General features: G+C 37.5%; 17 protein-coding genes. 11 read left to right on the top strand and 6 right to left on the bottom strand.

The features are described from left to right. Positions 1 to 86: 86 nt before the first annotated feature. Positions 87 to 323: a hypothetical protein gene (locus tag ACXAE4_RS19905; protein ID WP_154989201.1), complete on the bottom strand. Its 237-nt coding sequence runs from the start codon at positions 321 to 323 to the stop codon at positions 87 to 89. A gap of 170 nt (positions 324 to 493) precedes the next feature. Between ACXAE4_RS19905 and ACXAE4_RS19900 the strand changes: the two genes are divergently transcribed. The 3 genes from ACXAE4_RS19900 to ACXAE4_RS19890 all read left to right on the top strand — a co-directional run bounded on the left by ACXAE4_RS19900 (position 494) and on the right by ACXAE4_RS19890 (position 2,790). Then, positions 494 to 1,117 (top strand): LysE family transporter, encoded by a 624-nt coding sequence (locus ACXAE4_RS19900; RefSeq protein WP_154989199.1) that lies wholly within the window; start codon positions 494 to 496, stop codon positions 1,115 to 1,117. Positions 1,118 to 1,236: 119 nt separating this feature from the next. Further along, positions 1,237 to 2,580: an amino acid permease gene (locus tag ACXAE4_RS19895; protein ID WP_028413943.1), complete on the top strand. Its 1,344-nt coding sequence runs from the start codon at positions 1,237 to 1,239 to the stop codon at positions 2,578 to 2,580. Positions 2,581 to 2,649: 69 nt separating this feature from the next. Continuing rightward, positions 2,650 to 2,790 (top strand): hypothetical protein, encoded by a 141-nt coding sequence (locus ACXAE4_RS19890; RefSeq protein WP_013082476.1) that lies wholly within the window; start codon positions 2,650 to 2,652, stop codon positions 2,788 to 2,790. 44 nt (positions 2,791 to 2,834) lie between these two features. Here ACXAE4_RS19890 and ACXAE4_RS19885 read toward each other — a convergent pair whose 3' ends face one another. Together ACXAE4_RS19885 and ACXAE4_RS19880 are read right to left on the bottom strand one after the other, a co-directional pair. Next, positions 2,835 to 2,987 carry a YpzG family protein gene (locus ACXAE4_RS19885; RefSeq protein WP_014460817.1) on the bottom strand — a complete coding sequence of 51 codons (153 nt, stop codon included), beginning with the start codon at positions 2,985 to 2,987 and terminating at the stop codon, positions 2,835 to 2,837. 227 nt (positions 2,988 to 3,214) lie between these two features. Continuing rightward, entirely contained in the window at positions 3,215 to 4,888 is a 1,674-nt protein-coding gene (locus ACXAE4_RS19880) for a ribonuclease J (RefSeq protein WP_154989197.1), read from the bottom strand. 216 nt (positions 4,889 to 5,104) lie between these two features. On the opposite strand from ACXAE4_RS19880, the gene ACXAE4_RS19875 reads away from it, so the two are divergent. The 4 genes from ACXAE4_RS19875 (at position 5,105) to ACXAE4_RS19860 (ending at position 7,603) form a co-directional block, all read left to right on the top strand. Then, the gene (locus tag ACXAE4_RS19875) at positions 5,105 to 5,248 is read left to right on the top strand and encodes a hypothetical protein (protein WP_165635728.1); all 144 of its coding nucleotides are present in this window, start codon (positions 5,105 to 5,107) and stop codon (positions 5,246 to 5,248) included. Positions 5,249 to 5,316: 68 nt separating this feature from the next. Continuing rightward, a complete protein-coding gene (locus ACXAE4_RS19870; protein WP_155017158.1) occupies positions 5,317 to 5,463 on the top strand; it encodes a hypothetical protein in 147 nt (48 codons plus the stop codon). 181 nt (positions 5,464 to 5,644) lie between these two features. Continuing rightward, positions 5,645 to 7,231: a type 1 glutamine amidotransferase family protein gene (locus tag ACXAE4_RS19865; protein WP_154989195.1), complete on the top strand. Its 1,587-nt coding sequence runs from the start codon at positions 5,645 to 5,647 to the stop codon at positions 7,229 to 7,231. A 147-nt stretch (positions 7,232 to 7,378) separates the two neighbouring features. After that, positions 7,379 to 7,603 (top strand): transcriptional regulator, encoded by a 225-nt coding sequence (locus ACXAE4_RS19860; RefSeq protein ID WP_099000036.1) that lies wholly within the window; start codon positions 7,379 to 7,381, stop codon positions 7,601 to 7,603. A 96-nt stretch (positions 7,604 to 7,699) separates the two neighbouring features. Here ACXAE4_RS19860 and ACXAE4_RS19855 read toward each other — a convergent pair whose 3' ends face one another. After that, entirely contained in the window at positions 7,700 to 8,431 is a 732-nt protein-coding gene (locus tag ACXAE4_RS19855; protein ID WP_048018558.1) for a ZIP family metal transporter, read from the bottom strand. A gap of 465 nt (positions 8,432 to 8,896) precedes the next feature. Here ACXAE4_RS19855 and ACXAE4_RS19850 point away from each other — a divergent pair, with 465 nt between their 5' ends. Together ACXAE4_RS19850 and ACXAE4_RS19845 are read left to right on the top strand one after the other, a co-directional pair. Beyond that, entirely contained in the window at positions 8,897 to 10,282 is a 1,386-nt protein-coding gene (locus ACXAE4_RS19850; protein WP_289578848.1) for an amino acid permease, read from the top strand. A gap of 369 nt (positions 10,283 to 10,651) precedes the next feature. Further along, on the top strand, positions 10,652 to 10,852 hold the full coding sequence (locus tag ACXAE4_RS19845; RefSeq protein WP_028413937.1) for a hypothetical protein: 201 nt from the start codon (positions 10,652 to 10,654) through the stop codon (positions 10,850 to 10,852). An 89-nt stretch (positions 10,853 to 10,941) separates the two neighbouring features. On the opposite strand, the gene ACXAE4_RS19840 is transcribed toward ACXAE4_RS19845, so the two are convergent. Both ACXAE4_RS19840 and ACXAE4_RS19835 read right to left on the bottom strand, forming a co-directional pair. After that, positions 10,942 to 11,151, bottom strand: a complete 210-nt coding sequence (locus tag ACXAE4_RS19840; protein WP_013058452.1) for an alpha/beta-type small acid-soluble spore protein — start codon at positions 11,149 to 11,151, stop codon at positions 10,942 to 10,944. A gap of 90 nt (positions 11,152 to 11,241) precedes the next feature. After that, positions 11,242 to 12,225 carry a LacI family DNA-binding transcriptional regulator gene (locus tag ACXAE4_RS19835; protein WP_154989192.1) on the bottom strand — a complete coding sequence of 328 codons (984 nt, stop codon included), beginning with the start codon at positions 12,223 to 12,225 and terminating at the stop codon, positions 11,242 to 11,244. A gap of 326 nt (positions 12,226 to 12,551) precedes the next feature. Here ACXAE4_RS19835 and ACXAE4_RS19830 point away from each other — a divergent pair, with 326 nt between their 5' ends. Together ACXAE4_RS19830 and ACXAE4_RS19825 are read left to right on the top strand one after the other, a co-directional pair. Further along, positions 12,552 to 13,793 carry an MFS transporter gene (locus ACXAE4_RS19830; RefSeq protein ID WP_028413935.1) on the top strand — a complete coding sequence of 414 codons (1,242 nt, stop codon included), beginning with the start codon at positions 12,552 to 12,554 and terminating at the stop codon, positions 13,791 to 13,793. Positions 13,794 to 13,814: 21 nt separating this feature from the next. Then, complete coding sequence (locus ACXAE4_RS19825; protein WP_033579492.1) at positions 13,815 to 15,272, top strand: glycoside hydrolase family 32 protein; 1,458 nt, start codon at positions 13,815 to 13,817, stop codon at positions 15,270 to 15,272. Positions 15,273 to 15,300 lie beyond the last annotated feature (28 nt).

Genomic DNA, 15,300 nt, shown 5'->3' with positions numbered 1-15,300 from the left:
AAAGCTCTAAGAACGCAGTGTGTTCTTAGAGCTTTTTCAGATTTGTTTATCTGGAAGTGAGAAAACAGTTATGTTTATTACTCTTATTAAGAATTTTGCCGAATAGCTTGCTGTGCTTCGCGTAAATGTCTTAAGTGTTCTTGCATTCGTCTTAATTCTTTATCACCAGACGTCACTTCTTTTTGTTCATTAATTTGCTGCTGAACGATATTCAAATGCATTTGAGCTTTCTGAAAATTGGCTGCATCCAAATTCATCTGCCCTTGATAAACAGCCTGTTCAGCTAATTGTAATGCTTCTTTAATATGAGTGTATGAATTCATGCTTCTCACCCTTCTGTATAGTATTTACAGTTAACATGCGCTGGTTTTTCGTAGCTATACAAAAGGATTTAGAAATAAAATAAAAATTACGTAGTACAAGCTAAGCAGGTTGCATAGATTTATCATAGTTCAATTTATAAAATCTTAGAAGTGATAGAGGGTGGATGTATGTGGGGGCTTTTTTCAGCTATGTATTATTAGGGCTATCATTAGCTGCGCCAATCGGTCCAATCAATGCAGCTCAGCTTGATAAAGGAATTAAAAATGGTTTTTTGCATGCTTGGTTCTTAGGTATAGGAGCAACATCGGTTGACGCTCTTTATATGCTTGTAGTTTATTTTGGATCCGTTCATTTTTTAAGTAGCGATTTTATGAAAACGTTTCTTTTTTCGTTTGGGTGCTTTGTATTAATTTATACAGGTGTTGAGGGGCTAATGGGTGCAGGGAGGATTACACAGCATAGAAAAACAAACGGTGATTCTGTGTTAAAGTGTTTTTTCTCAGGTTTTTTGCTGTCATTAACGAATCCGCTTACAATTCTCTTTTGGCTTGGTATTTATGGCTCTGTTTTAGCAAAAACGGCTAATACATATGAAACTGAACAGCTTATCTTATATAGCTGCGCTATTTTTACGGGAATTCTGGCCTGGGATATTGTGATGGCAGCTTTAGCAAGCACGTTTCGACGATACTTAGCTGCGACGTTTTTAACTGCCGTGTCCGTTGTATCGGGGTTATCTTTAATAGGGTTTGGCCTATATTTCGGCTGGCAAGCCGCACAGCAATTAGGCTAAAAGAAGTGCTGAATCTAAAGTGTTTTCAGTACGTTGAAAAATAATAGAAAAGATGCTTCTTTTTACGCATAAATTTTTCAAACTATCACACACTACATCGAAGTGTGAGGAGTGATAGAGTGAAAAAGAAAATAGGCTGCGGAAGTCAAGTTGAAGGGAAATTAAAATGGTGGCAGCTGTCTTTAATCGGAGTAGGATGCATAATCGGCACAGGCTATTTTTTAGGATCAAGTATTGCCATAAAAGCAGCCGGGCCCTCTGTTTTAATTGCTTTTTTACTGGCAGGAGTATGCACATTTATTGTATTTGAGGCGCTTGCTAAAATGAGTGCTCAAGATCCTCAAAAAGGTTCGTTTCGCTCCTATGCTAAAAAAGCTTATGGAAGATGGGCAGGATTTAGCAGCGGATGGGTGTACTGGAGTTCAGAGATGCTGATCATGGGGAGTCAGCTCACGGCTTTATCTCTTTTTACACGTTTTTGGTTTGAAGATATTCCACTGTGGGTCTTTGCCTCTATTTATGCTGTTTTAGGCATTAGTGTTGTATTAATCGGGACAAAAGGCTTTGAACGAATGGAAAATGTATTTGCTGTCACAAAAGTGGCTGCTATTTTAATGTTTATTGTATTAGCTAGTCTCGCTTTATTTGGATTTCTTGACGAAGGTGCCAAACAAGGAGTGCCGCGAACGATAAGTGAAGTATTCCCTCATGGATTTTTAGGTTTATGGGGCGCTTTGCTTTATGCCTTTTATGCTTTCGGCGGCATCGAAGTCATGGGAATCATGACGGTTCGTTTAGAAAAAAAAGAAGACGCACCGAAAGCGGGAAGAAGTATGCTTATTCTTCTTGGAATTATTTATATTGTTTCACTGAGTTTAGCTATTTTAATTGTGCCATTTCATGATTTTCATGGAAATCAAAGTCCATTTATAAAGGCTTTAGAAACATATCATCTTCCATTTTTTCCTCATGTTTTTAATGGAGCAATGATTATTGCGGGTTTCTCAACGATGTCAGCGTCTTTTTTTTCCGTAACAACAATGATTGTCACTCTTTCAGAAGATGGAGATGCTCCTGCATTGTTTTCAAAACAAAAACAAAAAAAGCTGCAGTTTCCTTTACCGGCTTTACTTTTAACAACAGCGGGATTAGTTATTTCTATTGTCCTTTCCTTGCTATTGCCAGGGAAAATTTATGAGTACATTACAACAGCAGCTGGACTGATGCTGATTTATAACTGGTTTTTTATTTTAATTTCGTTTCATCGCTTAATTAAACAAACCGTTTGGGATAAAGTAAAACAAGCTGTTGGCCTCTTATTAATCCTGCTAGCAGTAAGCGGTACGCTGTTAGAATCTGCAAGCAGACCAGGTTTCTTTGCAAGCTTAGGCTTTTTAATTGTTATAAGCCTTGTTATTTTAAAACTGCGCCATAAGTGGAAAGAAGAAGAAGCCGCTAGTTAACATATATTTAATCTTTATGAGGGACACTATGCACGTTGTACAATTACAAAATAAAAGGTGGTTATGATCATGCCAAAAAACAAGCAGACTCCTTCTTCACAAGTAGATCAAAAACAAGTAGTAGATGACAAAGCAAAAGCGCTACGAGAAAATAATTATGAAGATGGTCATATTCGCAAGATAACTCAAAGCGGGGCAGACGGCCAATAACAAAAAAAGACGCGTTCGCGTCTTTTTTTTGTTGAAGTGTATCCTTACCAACGATGAGCTTTTGCATTACTTCGCAAGATGATGTTCGTTTGAGACATCTCTGTATGTCCATTTACTTGGGACTTTGAACGCTTCGGTCTCGTCCAGTTGTGGCGGAATAGTTCTGAATGCTGATCTACATGATTTTTATCATTCATCATAATCACCTCAAGGATAGGATACTTTCACAAGATATTTGCGGTGAAATATCTCTCTTATAGAATGGGGTAAAAAAGAAGAAATACACCTAACACTTTTAACCATACATATAAAAGCAGTGCCTATTCATAAACTACAGAAGGCAACTTCTAACTTTAGGTTAAGCTTCGGATTTATAAGGGAAAAACTGCCTTAGTGGGGACTAAGGCAGTTTTTGCTGGAGGGATTAAACTTCGATAATGATGGGAAGAATCATAGGTCTTCTTTTCGTTTGGTTATATAAGAACTGTCCAAGGGTGGTCTTAATTTCTTTTTTCATAATGTTCCATTGGTGAACGTGCGCTTTTTGCAATTGATTTACAATTTTAGTCACTTGTCGATTAACGTCTTTTAATAGCTGCTCTGAGTCTCTTGTATAAACAAAACCTCGCGAAATTGTATCTGGACCCGACACAATTTTTCCTTCCGTTTTATTTAAAGTAATCACAATAACCAGCATGCCATCTTCTGAAAGCTGTTTGCGGTCACGTAAAACCGCATTTCCAACATCCCCAATGCCAAACCCATCTACATATACATTGCCTGCAGAGATTTTTCTTGTTTGAACAGCTGTTCCGCCCTTGATGTCGACAATATCACCGTTATTTATAATAAAAATGTTCGCTTTTTCCACCCCTACGGATTCTGCTAATAAGCTGTGGTGATGAAGCATTCGAAACTCACCGTGAATGGGGATAAAATACTTTGGCTTCATCAATGTAGCCATTAATTTTAGCTCTTCTTGATAGCCATGTCCTGATACGTGCATGCCTGTTGCGCTTCCTGAACCGTAAATCACATGAGCCCCGAGTGTGAAAAGACTGTCGACAATACGAGAGATATTACGTTCATTGCCAGGAATAGGCCCTGCTGATAAAATGACCGTGTCTTCAGGAAGAATCTCTACTTGTCGATGATTTCCGCTGGCTAATCTAGATAGAGCGGCCATCGGCTCGCCTTGGCTTCCAGTGCAGAGAATAGCGACTTGTTCAGGCGCAAGTGAATGTACTTCATAAGGTTCAATCAGCATCCCTTCAGGAATAGTTAAATATCCTTTCTCTAAGGCAACTGATACAACGTTAACCATGCTTCTTCCTAGCAGCGCAAGCTTTCTGTTCGTTTTAATCGCTGCATCGACAATTTGCTGTACGCGGTTAACATTCGAGGCGAAAGTAGAAATAATCACTTTTCGCTTTGCTTTACGAAAAGCTTCTTCTATATGTTTGCCAACTAGCTTTTCTGAAGGTGTAAATCCGGGGCGTTCAGCATTTGTACTTTCTGATATTAAAGCCAGTACACCTTCACTGCCGATTTTCGCCATTTTATGAAGATCTGGATATTGGTCGTTAACAGGAGTTAAATCAAACTTAAAATCTCCCGTATGTACAACAGCTCCTTCAGGCGTATGAAAGACAATTCCAAGACAATCTGGAATGCTGTGATTCGTTTTAAAAAAAGAAAGCGGAATATTGCCTAATGTAATTTCTGACTCTTCGTTGATTTCAATAAGCTCCGTCTCAGCAGATAATTGATGTTCCTGCAGTTTAATATCGATTAATCCGAGTGTAAGGCTTGTTGCGTAAATGGGGAGATTTAACTGTTTTAAGAGATAAGGAATACCTCCAATATGATCTTCATGACCATGCGTAACAACCAGTGCTCGAACTTTTTCTCGGTTCTCTTGCAAGTATGTAATATCAGGTATGATCAAATCAATTCCTAATAAACTTTCGTCAGGGAATTTAGAGCCGCAGTCAATTACAATGATGTCATCATCATATTGAACGGCATACATATTTTTTCCTATTTCATTAATGCCGCCTAAAGCAAAAATGGATAGTGTGTTTCTATTTATACTCACACTTAGTTCCTCCTATATTTTCAAAATGAATATGCAGAATTTCTACTCTTAGTATGAACATTTATTTCTGGTGCATTCTGTTAAATATGGAGATTTTATTTTTATTCAATATGAGGATGCAAGCAAAAAGAAAAGAAAGTCATTTTCCTAATACTACCTCTTATTTTCTTTTTATAACTCCATAAAATATAGACGTTACACATGGAGGTGGATGAAATGAGTAAACAAAATAAAAGCACAAACCAAGGAGTCAGCAGCAGTGCAGCAGCTCCTGTTGATAATGTGAATAAAAATATTTTATCAAACGATATTCATACAGATGAGCTTCAAAAAGCAAAAGCAAGTCGTCATAACAAATAAAAGAGTGACAGACAAAAGAGCAGCTTTGAGCTGCTCTGGATAAAATAGAGATAGGGAAGTGAAAAAACGTGTCAGAACACAAAAATTCTCAGTATAAAGAAGAAAATAAGTCAACGCCTAGTCGTCCTCTTGAATATAAAGAACGCGCAAACGAATCAAAGAGTACACGTCAAATGCTGCGCAGTATTCTCGAATATTCAAGTCGTTATCGTTAACAAATTTTACATATAATCATGGGCATATTTAAAAGGGAATGTCTCGACAAATATAAGGTATAAAGAACCTTTTTTGAAAAAATATATATTATTTACAATAAATTTAAAAAAATCATAAATGAACCTGCTATAATCCTCTTGAAAAGACAAGCGTTGCAAAAATTTGAGGGGAGCATTTTATATGCGGAAAAAATATAGTCGCGTAGGTTATGCCGTTTTGACAATGTGTACAGCTTTATCTATCTCACTGCCTTTTACTACTCATCCAGCATCAGCAGAAAGCGCTGCTGACCCTGCACCAGAAATTAAAGCTTCTGTTGTAAATGAAAACAATGGTAAAAAAATCTTGTTTGATAATACCCATGGTCAAACGGCGGGTACAGCAGATTGGGTTATTGACGGAGGTTTTTCTGATTTTGGGAAAGGGCTGGCTGGCAGCGGGTTTGATGTAAAAGAGCTGCGGAAATCTACGCCGATTACATACAGTGACCTTAGCGGCTATAGTGTGTTTGTTGTGCCAGAAGCAAATATTCCGTATAAATCTTCTGAACAAGCTGCCCTTTTACAATATGTTCAGAACGGGGGAAGCGTCTTCTTTATTGCTGATCATTACAATGCAGACCGAAACAAAAACCGCTGGGATTCTTCAGAAGTTTTTAACGGGTACCGTCGTGGGGCATGGACAAACCCAGCAAAAGGCATGACAACGGAAGAAGCAAACTCTGAGGCAATGCAAAACGTAACAAGTTCTGACTGGTTAGCAAGTAACTTTGGTGTTCGCTTTCGCTATAATGCCATTGGTGATGTGACAGCCAATGATATTGTATCTCCTTCTCAAGCATTCGGTATTACGCTAGGTGTTTCCACCGTTGCTATGCATGCAGGTTCTACGGTTGCTATTACGGACCCAAACAAAGCAAAAGGAATTGTGTATCTTCCTAAGACAACGGCAAAATGGTCAAATGCTGTAGATCAAGGAGTGTATAACGGAGGGGGAAGAGCAGAAGGTCCTTTTGCTGCTGTTTCAAAAGTAGGGGCGGGTAAAGCTGCTTTTATAGGAGATTCTTCACCGGTTGAAGATGCTACACCAAAATATAAACGAGAAGATACAGGATCTTCTAAAACCACATATGACGGATTTAAGGAACAAGACGATTCTACACTGCTTGTAAATATGGTCAATTGGTTAGCGAAGCAAGAAAGCTATACTTCTTTGAATCAAGTATCAGGACTTCAATTGGATCAAGCTACAGCATTACTTTCATCGGAAACGCCAAGTCAGTCCACTGAGCCTCAGGCAGAACCATGGTCAGCACCTACAGCAGGGTATAAATGGTACGATACGTCAACTTTTGAATCTGGTTCATATGGTTATAAAGGTGGAACTACGCAACCACCAACTGCTAGTGCTTACACATTTGAACATCAAGCCATTTTACCAACGAGCGGCGTATTCCAAATACGCGTAAAGGTAAGCGGGCTTTCAGCTAACACTGCGTACAGCACGTTTAATCTAGGTGTATATAACGGATCGGGAACTCAAATTGCTAAAGTCCAAAACGCAGATGGAAGCTGGCCGTCATCCTATGGATACAGCAGCAATTTTTCAATTACAACGGACGCAGCTGGAAATGGAGAAAAGGTTGTAAATGTCCAACTAAATCCAAGTGCAGCGGGGAGTGCTAATCTTCGCTTACGCCAAAGCAGTACGAACGCATATACAGAAGCTGTAACGATAGGGAACGTAGCGGTTGAACCACTGCCATAATAATAGTGAAAGCAAGCACTTGTGCTTGCTTTTTTATTGTTGTATTTTTTATCTTTGAGGTTAAAGAAACGTCAGAGGAGAGGCTTATCCATAAAGGAGAAATATGATATCTTAGAAGAAAGAATGAAGTAAAAGGAGTCAGCTAATATGTCTAAATATAAAGAATTAGAGACAGTTTATCTAATGGATAAGATTAAAGAATACAAAGAATTAATTTGGAGAGTAGGGCCAGGAAGTGAAAGAACAATAGAAGCTGTTCAAGAGATTCAAGGAATGGAAAAAGAGTTAAAAGCACGGAATGCAGAATTTGAAGCTACGGATTGGAAAGCTTTTACTCAGGAAATAAGAGAGAACTACGATTTTATTTATTAAGAAGACACATTCATCATAATGTGCTTGAGATAAATATCTCCAAGTAGAAGGCTTTCTGTTTTCTACTTGGAAACGATAAAAGTAGTATGAAGACGATTAAGAGAAATGATCCAGTATCAATGAAGCAAGTAATCCAAGTGCAGCAATCAATCCTGTAATAGAACCTCCTTCTTCATAGGCCTCTGGCATCATTGTAGAACCTACCATAGCAATAATACCACCGCCGGCAAAAGCAGCAATAGCAGCCATAAGTGTCTCAGATGCATGATCTAAAAAAACAAAGCCTGTCCATGAACTAAAAGCTGAAATGAACAAAACAGCTGCCCATAGTAAAAAAATTTTCCTCTTAGAGAATCCGCTTTTTACTAGACCGGTCGTACTGGACAGTCCTTCAGGAATATTACTTATAAAAATAGCGATAACAAGAAGCCAGCTAACGGTTGCATTTTCAATTAAGCTAGCTCCAATCATAATGGACTCTGGGATTGCATCCATGACGGTTCCTATAAATATAGCAATTCCAGAACTATTCGCGGCCATTTGTTTTGTAGACCTCTTTCTTTTATTCGCTCCTTGACGTGAAATTAGATAGTCTAAAAAAGTAAAAACGACAGCCCCCGCAAGGAACCCAAGAGAAGTAGCTTTTAACCCGCCGCTATGAACCGAGTCTCCAAGCAGCTCATAGGTAGATGCTCCAATTAATACACCCGTCCCAAAAGCCATAATATAACCAATTATCTTTTTGCCGATAGGCAAAAAAACTGCTGCCAAAGCACCAAGAAGGACAGCTGATCCTGAAATTCCGCCCCACATCGCAGCTTGCCACATGAAAAATCCCTCCTCATCTCTATTTTCTATGGATACTTTCCCTAAGAAAAGAAAGAAAAAACGTAAAAGTAGAAGAAAGGAATTTATTCGATTAAGTAATGGTTTCATTTCGTTATCCTTGAGAAAGAGAGTGTTCCAGCATCCAAGCTGAGACTATATTAATTTTTAATATTCATAAAATTTTAATTATACTGAAATAAAAAACTATTTTACGAAGATGACTGATTTGACAGAGGTAAATGGTTTACTTAAGTGTTTTTCTGAAAAAAACAATTGTATTTCTGAGGAAAATTTATTATTATAAAATAAGTAATTATACAGTCGAATAGCTAAAAATAGAAAAAATAGTTTAGTTGTAAAGGTACTAGGTAAAAATGGAATGATTTAAAAACGACAGCTGTTCCATCAGAAACAGAAAGTATCTTTCCTAACAGAGCTATAACAAGTTTAGGAGGAGGAAATGGAATGGCAGACAAAGAGTTAAAAAGAGGCTTAGAATCTCGTCACATTCAAATGATCGCGCTTGGTGGAACAATTGGCGTTGGATTATTTATGGGATCAGCAAGCACGATTCAATGGACAGGTCCATCGGTATTGCTTGCTTACGCAATTTGCGGAATGTTTATTTTCTTTATTATGCGTGCTATGGGCGAAATGCTGTACATGGAACCAAGCACAGGTTCATTCGCTACATTTGGCCACAAATATATTCATCCATTAGCAGGTTATATGGCTGCTTGGAGTAACTGGTTTCAATTTGTAATCGTAGGGATGTCCGAAATTATAGCGGTAGGAGCATATATGCATTACTGGTTCCCTCATTTACCAGCTTGGGTGCCTGGTATTATCGCCATGTTGATTTTAGGCACAGCAAACTTAGTTTCAGTGAAATCATTTGGAGAGTTTGAATTTTGGTTTGCGATGATTAAAATTGTAACGATTATTTTAATGATTATCGCAGGACTTGGATTAATTTTCTTTGGATTTGGAAATGGTGGAGACGCAATCGGGTTATCAAATCTCTGGGCACACGGAGGCTTCTTTGCAGGCGGATGGTCAGGCTTTTTCTTCGCGCTATCTCTTGTTATTGCAGCTTATCAAGGAGTCGAGCTAATTGGGATTACAGCTGGTGAAGCAAAGGATCCTAAAAAAACGTTAACAAGCGCGATTCAAAGTATCATTTGGCGTATTTTAATTTTTTATATTGGAGCTATTTTCGTTATCGTGACGGTATATCCTTGGAATGAGTTAGATTCTTTAGGAAGTCCATTTGTATCTACATTTGCTAAAGTTGGTGTTACGGCAGCTGCAGGTATCATTAACTTTGTAGTCATTACGGCAGCGATGTCAGGCTGTAATAGCGGAATCTTTAGTGCAGGACGCATGCTTTATACGCTCGGTGTAAACGGTCAAGCACCTAAATTCTTTACAAAAATTTCTCGCAACGGCGTTCCAATTTACAGTACGCTCGCTGTTATGATTGGATTAGTAATTGGTGTTATTTTAAACTACATCGCTCCACCTAATGTATTTGTTTATGTATACAGTGCTAGCGTGCTTCCTGGAATGATTCCTTGGTTCATTATTCTTATCAGCCAAATTCGTTTCCATAAAGCTAAAGGTGCTGAAATGGATAGTCATCCTTTCAAAATGCCTTTTGCGCCTGTAACGAACTATGTAACCATTGCTTTTCTACTAATGGTGCTTGTAGGCATGTGGTTTAATGATGAAACGCGTATTTCACTTATTGTAGGGGTTATTTTCCTCGCTCTCGTTGTCATTAGTTTTTACGCATTCGGAATAAATAAACGTATGATACCTGATACAGAGAACGGTCAAATAAAGAAATAAATATGCTTTTTCATAATCGAAAAGCAAAACAAAAAAACGGCTGATAAAAGCCGTTTTTTTGTTTTGCTTAAATAAAAGACATAAGAAAAAATGTCATTAAATGCACAAAACGAAATACTCGTTCAAATGCAGGAGGAGAACGAGGAAGCAGGAGATGTTATTGATGTATTTATGAAAGAGTATAAAACAGAAGAAATTATTGAATAGCACGTAATTGAGAAGAATATTGAGTGGTTTTGTTGAATAAATAAAAAGAAAACACCTTTATTTTTTATTGAAAAAGAAACGGACGTAAGAAAACTTCTTGTTTATCAAGAAGTTTCTTTTGTATCTGAACATTAGTTTGTATACGCAGGTAGGGGAGAGGTGATGAAGGTGAAAAAAATTGGTGAAGGTCACGTCTTTTTTATTATTCTCGGAGGCCTGTTTATTTTAATAGGTACACTCTTTGCAAATACTTCTGTTTATTTTCTCATCTCCGGATGGATAGCAGCTGTCTGTTGTTTAGGAATCAGTGCTGTACTAAAGAAAGGAAAAACAAAATCAGTCAGTAAAGAAGATGAGCAATAATAATTTTTATATAAAGATGGAAATTAAATATATGAAAAGGAAGAATGGATATCCATTCTTCCTTAAGTCATGGTGTGTATGAAATTGTCTTAGAAACGTCCGCCGCCAAGTTGTTGCTCAGCTAATTGTACAAGACGTTTTGTGATTTCGCCGCCTACTGATCCGTTTGCACGTGCAGTAGTGTCAGCTCCTAAATTTACTCCGAACTCGCTAGCGATTTCATATTTCATTTGATCGATTGCTTGTTCAGCTCCGTATACTAATAATTCATTATTATTGCTGCTTTTATTGTTTGCCATTGTATTCAACTCCTTTCTGTAACGTTAAGGTGTGAATAAAGGAAGAAGAATATGCAACAAACTGATATTTATTTTATAAAAAACATATTTTTACGTCGTTTGCCCTTCTAGAAGCTTAACAGGAAGACAGATTTCACGGGGGACATTACTAAATTCTCCTTCAATTTCTTTTAGTAAAATATCAATGGCTGTTTGAGCAATCGATTCGATTGGCTGTTGAATTGTAGTTAGGCCAGGTAACAAAGTCTGACTGGCTTCTGTTCCATCATAGCCCACGATTTTTAAATCTTTTGGGATGCATTTTCCTCTTTTTTGTGCTTCAGCAACTACTAAAGCTGCAAGTAAGTCATCGCTTGCAAAAATACCGTCTACTTCCGGATGTTCTTCAAAAACCTTAGAAATAGTTTCTCGCTGAATGTTGCGGTCAAAGGTATTTGAAATCTCATACGTGATAGGCTGTTTTCCGTACTGTTTCATCACGTTTTCATATGCTTTCCTTCTTAAGTTAGCTGGAGTTTCAAGTTTAAGGGGACCGTTAATATGAATAATATGCTTACAATCTTTTGAAATAAGCAATTCCGTGGCTTGTTCTCCTCCAGAATAGTTATCAGAAGATACGGTAGGAATATCTTTTGATAAATAATGATCGACTGCTACTACAGGAAGGCTTTGACTTTCGGAATCAAAAATACCTCTATTATAAGTAACGGCAATAACACCGTCTACCTGATTTCTGATAAGCATTTCTACATATTTTTTTTCTTTATCAATGCGATTCAGACTGTTACAAAGAAGTACTTTGTAGTCAAGGGAAGCACATATACTTTCAATATGAAAGGCTAACTCTCCGAAAAAAGGGTTGCTCGTTTGCGGGACAATCATCCCGATTAAATTTGTTCGCTTATTAAATAATGAACGCGCAATATCATTTGGGAAATAATTAATTTCTTTCATTGCTTTATAGACATTTTCTCGCGTTTTTTTGCTTATGTAACCACGGTTATTTAATACACGAGAAACTGTAGTCGGTGAAACACCTGCAATTTTTGCTACATCACTAATTTTGGCTTTCATCTAGTTTCCTCCTAATTTCTCCAAAACCTTGCTTTTATAGTATATATCTGCTGTGGAAAAGCCTTAAAATAAATGCAATCAAGCGAGCAGCTTTCCAGTCGCTACGTTTTATTTTGATACATAAAAATCTATGTAAGGATTGTAAACGGTTTATTGAACAACTTAAACATACCACAAAGCCCACTTTTACGCCTAATACAAGCTTTTTGCAATATAAAATGTGAAACCGGTTGACATATGAAACCGGTTGACATAAAATCAAGTTGAAAGTGCTTTCATTTTGTTAGATAAAAGATTTTATATCTTAAGCTAAAGGGGTAACTAAAATGAAAAGTTCAAAAAGTTTATATTGGAAGCTGAGTGCATATTTTTTCTTCTTCTTTTTTACGTGGTCGTCGAGCTACTCTTTATTTTCTATCTGGTTAGGGCAAGAGATTAAGTTGAACGGATCAGCTACAGGCTTAATCTTTTCTGTAAACGCTATCTTTGCATTGTGTATGCAGCCTTTGTACGGATATATATCTGACAGGATAGGTTTAAAGAAACACATTTTATTTTTTATTAGCTGTCTTTTAGTGTTTGTAGGACCATTTTATATTTTTGTTTATGGGCCGTTACTTCAATACAATGTGTTGATAGGAGCTATTATTGGAGGCTTATATTTAGGAGTAGCGTTTTTGGCGGGCATCGGAGCGATTGAAACATACATAGAGAAAGTCAGCCGAAAATATAAATTTGAGTACGGGAAATCTAGAATGTGGGGGTCATTAGGATGGGCTGCAGCTACATTCTTTGCAGGACAACTATTTAACATTAATCCTCATATTAATTTTTGGGTGGCATCCGTTTCAGCGGTTATCCTAGTGGCTATTATTTTTTCTGTGAAGGTAGAAATGAGCAGCTATGAAATGGAAAAAGCTGAATCCGTCACGCTGAGAGATGTAGGTAATTTATTCTTATTGAAGGAATTTTGGTTTTTTATGATTTATGTTGTTGGCGTTACGTGCGTGTATGGGGTATACGATCAGCAATTTCCTATCTATTACGCATCTTTGTTTCCTACTGAATCGATAGGTAATCAAGTATTTGGCTACTTAAATTCGTTTCAAGTATTTTTAGAAGCCGGAATGATGTTCGCAGCACCGTTTATTGTAAATAAGATCGGTGCAAAAAATAGTTTGATTTTAGCAGGGTTTCTAATGGGATTTCGTATTATTGGGTCAGGACTTGTGGTTGGTCCAATTGGAATATCTTCGATGAAGCTTATTCATGCATTAGAACTTCCTATTATGCTCATTGCCATCTTTAAATATTTGGCAGCTAACTTTGACACGCGCCTATCTTCTATCCTTTATTTGGTTGGATTCCAATTCGCTTCACAAATAGGTGCTTCAGTTCTTTCACCGATAGCGGGAGGATTATATGATAGCGTAGGTTTTTCCCGTACCTATTTAATTATGGGAGGTATGGTTTTGGTATTTAACGTTATTTCCATGTTTACACTACTAAACTCTAAAAAACATAAGTTTATAAGAAAAGATGTACAAGAAAACACGCAGATTATATAGGGGGATATGATGATGTTAACGATAAATAAAATCGAGCAAGCTCAACGTTCATTAAATGAAGCAGAGAAAAAGGTAAATCATCAATATCGGTTAGGGTATCATATTATGGCGCCAGCGAACTGGATTAATGATCCGAATGGGTTGGTTCAGTATAAAGGAGAATATCATGTTTTTTATCAACATCATCCTTATGACGAGAATTGGGGACCGATGCATTGGGGACATGTCAAAAGCAAAGATCTTGTTCATTGGCAGCATTTACCGATTGCTTTAGCTCCTGGAGATACATTTGATAAAGATGGATGTTTTTCTGGAAGTGCCGTGGATAACGAAGGAGAGCTTACGCTAATTTATACAGGACATAATTATATAGACAAAGAGCTGGATACTTTTTTTCAAAACCAAAATATAGCTGTTAGTAAAGACGGCATTACCTTTGAAAAAGCAGAGGTCAACCCAGTTATTGCGGAGCCGCCGGCAGATAGCTCTCATCATTTTCGAGACCCTAAAGTATGGAAGCACGAGGATTTCTGGTATATGATTCTAGGAAACTCAACAAAGAAACAAGAGGGACGCGTTATTTTATACCGGTCTTCAAATTTACGAAAATGGGAATATGTTGGCGTCCTTGCTAAAAGCGATGGAGATCTAGGATATATGTGGGAGTGTCCGGACTTCTTTGAGTTAGACGGAAAGCATGTGTTAATGATTTCTCCTCAAGGGATAGAAGCAAAAGGTGATTCCTATCACAACCTTTTCCAAACGGGATATTTAGTTGGAGAATATAGTTATGAAACCAATACCTTTCATCATGGGTCATTTACTGAATTAGATCACGGCCACGATTTTTATGCTGTTCAAACGCTTTTAGATGATAAAGGAAGACGAATTGCAATCGGGTGGATGGACATGTGGGAAGCTAATATGCCAACGAAAGAGGATGGATGGTGTGGTGCGCTAACGCTTCCGAGAGAACTAACTTTAAGAGAGGATAAAGTGTTAATGAACCCCGTCCAAGAGCTGACATCACTTCGGAAAACTCAATATAATATGCTAACCAATAAAGCTCTTTCTGAAAGCTATGTAGTAGAAGTGAATGAAGATTTGCTAGAGATACAAGCTGTATTTGATTTAGCGGACTGCCAAGCTTCATCAGTAGGAATAAAAATTTGTGGAATAAACAATGAAGAAACGCTTATGTGTTATAACCTTAATGAGCAAAAGCTAGTGCTTGACTGTACTCACTCGGGAAAAGAAGATGGAGTGAGGAAAGTAGCGTTGCAAGCAGGTGAGACACTAGCTTTACGAATATTTGTGGATCGTTCTTCCATCGAAGTATTTGCAAACGAAGGACAAGCTACCATGACAAGCCGCATTTATCCAAAAGAAAGCAGGCTTGGAATTGAGTTATTTACTGAAGGAGGAGACGTAATCGTAAAAGAGTTAACGTATTGGAATTTAAAAGATATTTGGGGGTAAAACACAGAGGAAGAAGTATATTAATACT

This window comes from Priestia sp. ABM2_011 (assembly GCF_056158845.1).
Note: the sequence above shows the minus strand (reverse complement) of the source record. Positions and strands in the feature narration are given on the sequence as shown.

Bases quoted from the DNA above. Each gene is read 5' to 3' on its own strand.
- ACXAE4_RS19855 (WP_048018558.1), bottom strand. From the start codon at position 8,431: ATGTGGCAAGCTGCGATGTGGGGCGGAATTTCAGGATCAGCTGTCCTT.
- ACXAE4_RS19850 (WP_289578848.1), top strand. From the start codon at position 8,897: ATGGCAGACAAAGAGTTAAAAAGAGGCTTAGAATCTCGTCACATTCAA.
- ACXAE4_RS19830 (WP_028413935.1), top strand. From the start codon at position 12,552: ATGAAAAGTTCAAAAAGTTTATATTGGAAGCTGAGTGCATATTTTTTC.
- ACXAE4_RS19885 (WP_014460817.1), bottom strand. From the start codon at position 2,987: ATGAATGATAAAAATCATGTAGATCAGCATTCAGAACTATTCCGCCAC.
- ACXAE4_RS19875 (WP_165635728.1), top strand. From the start codon at position 5,105: ATGAGTAAACAAAATAAAAGCACAAACCAAGGAGTCAGCAGCAGTGCA.
- ACXAE4_RS19840 (WP_013058452.1), bottom strand. From the start codon at position 11,151: ATGGCAAACAATAAAAGCAGCAATAATAATGAATTATTAGTATACGGA.
- ACXAE4_RS19905 (WP_154989201.1), bottom strand. From the start codon at position 323: ATGAATTCATACACTCATATTAAAGAAGCATTACAATTAGCTGAACAG.
- ACXAE4_RS19860 (WP_099000036.1), top strand. From the start codon at position 7,379: ATGTCTAAATATAAAGAATTAGAGACAGTTTATCTAATGGATAAGATT.
- ACXAE4_RS19890 (WP_013082476.1), top strand. From the start codon at position 2,650: ATGCCAAAAAACAAGCAGACTCCTTCTTCACAAGTAGATCAAAAACAA.
- ACXAE4_RS19835 (WP_154989192.1), bottom strand. From the start codon at position 12,225: ATGAAAGCCAAAATTAGTGATGTAGCAAAAATTGCAGGTGTTTCACCG.
- ACXAE4_RS19845 (WP_028413937.1), top strand. From the start codon at position 10,652: ATGAAGGTGAAAAAAATTGGTGAAGGTCACGTCTTTTTTATTATTCTC.
- ACXAE4_RS19865 (WP_154989195.1), top strand. From the start codon at position 5,645: ATGCGGAAAAAATATAGTCGCGTAGGTTATGCCGTTTTGACAATGTGT.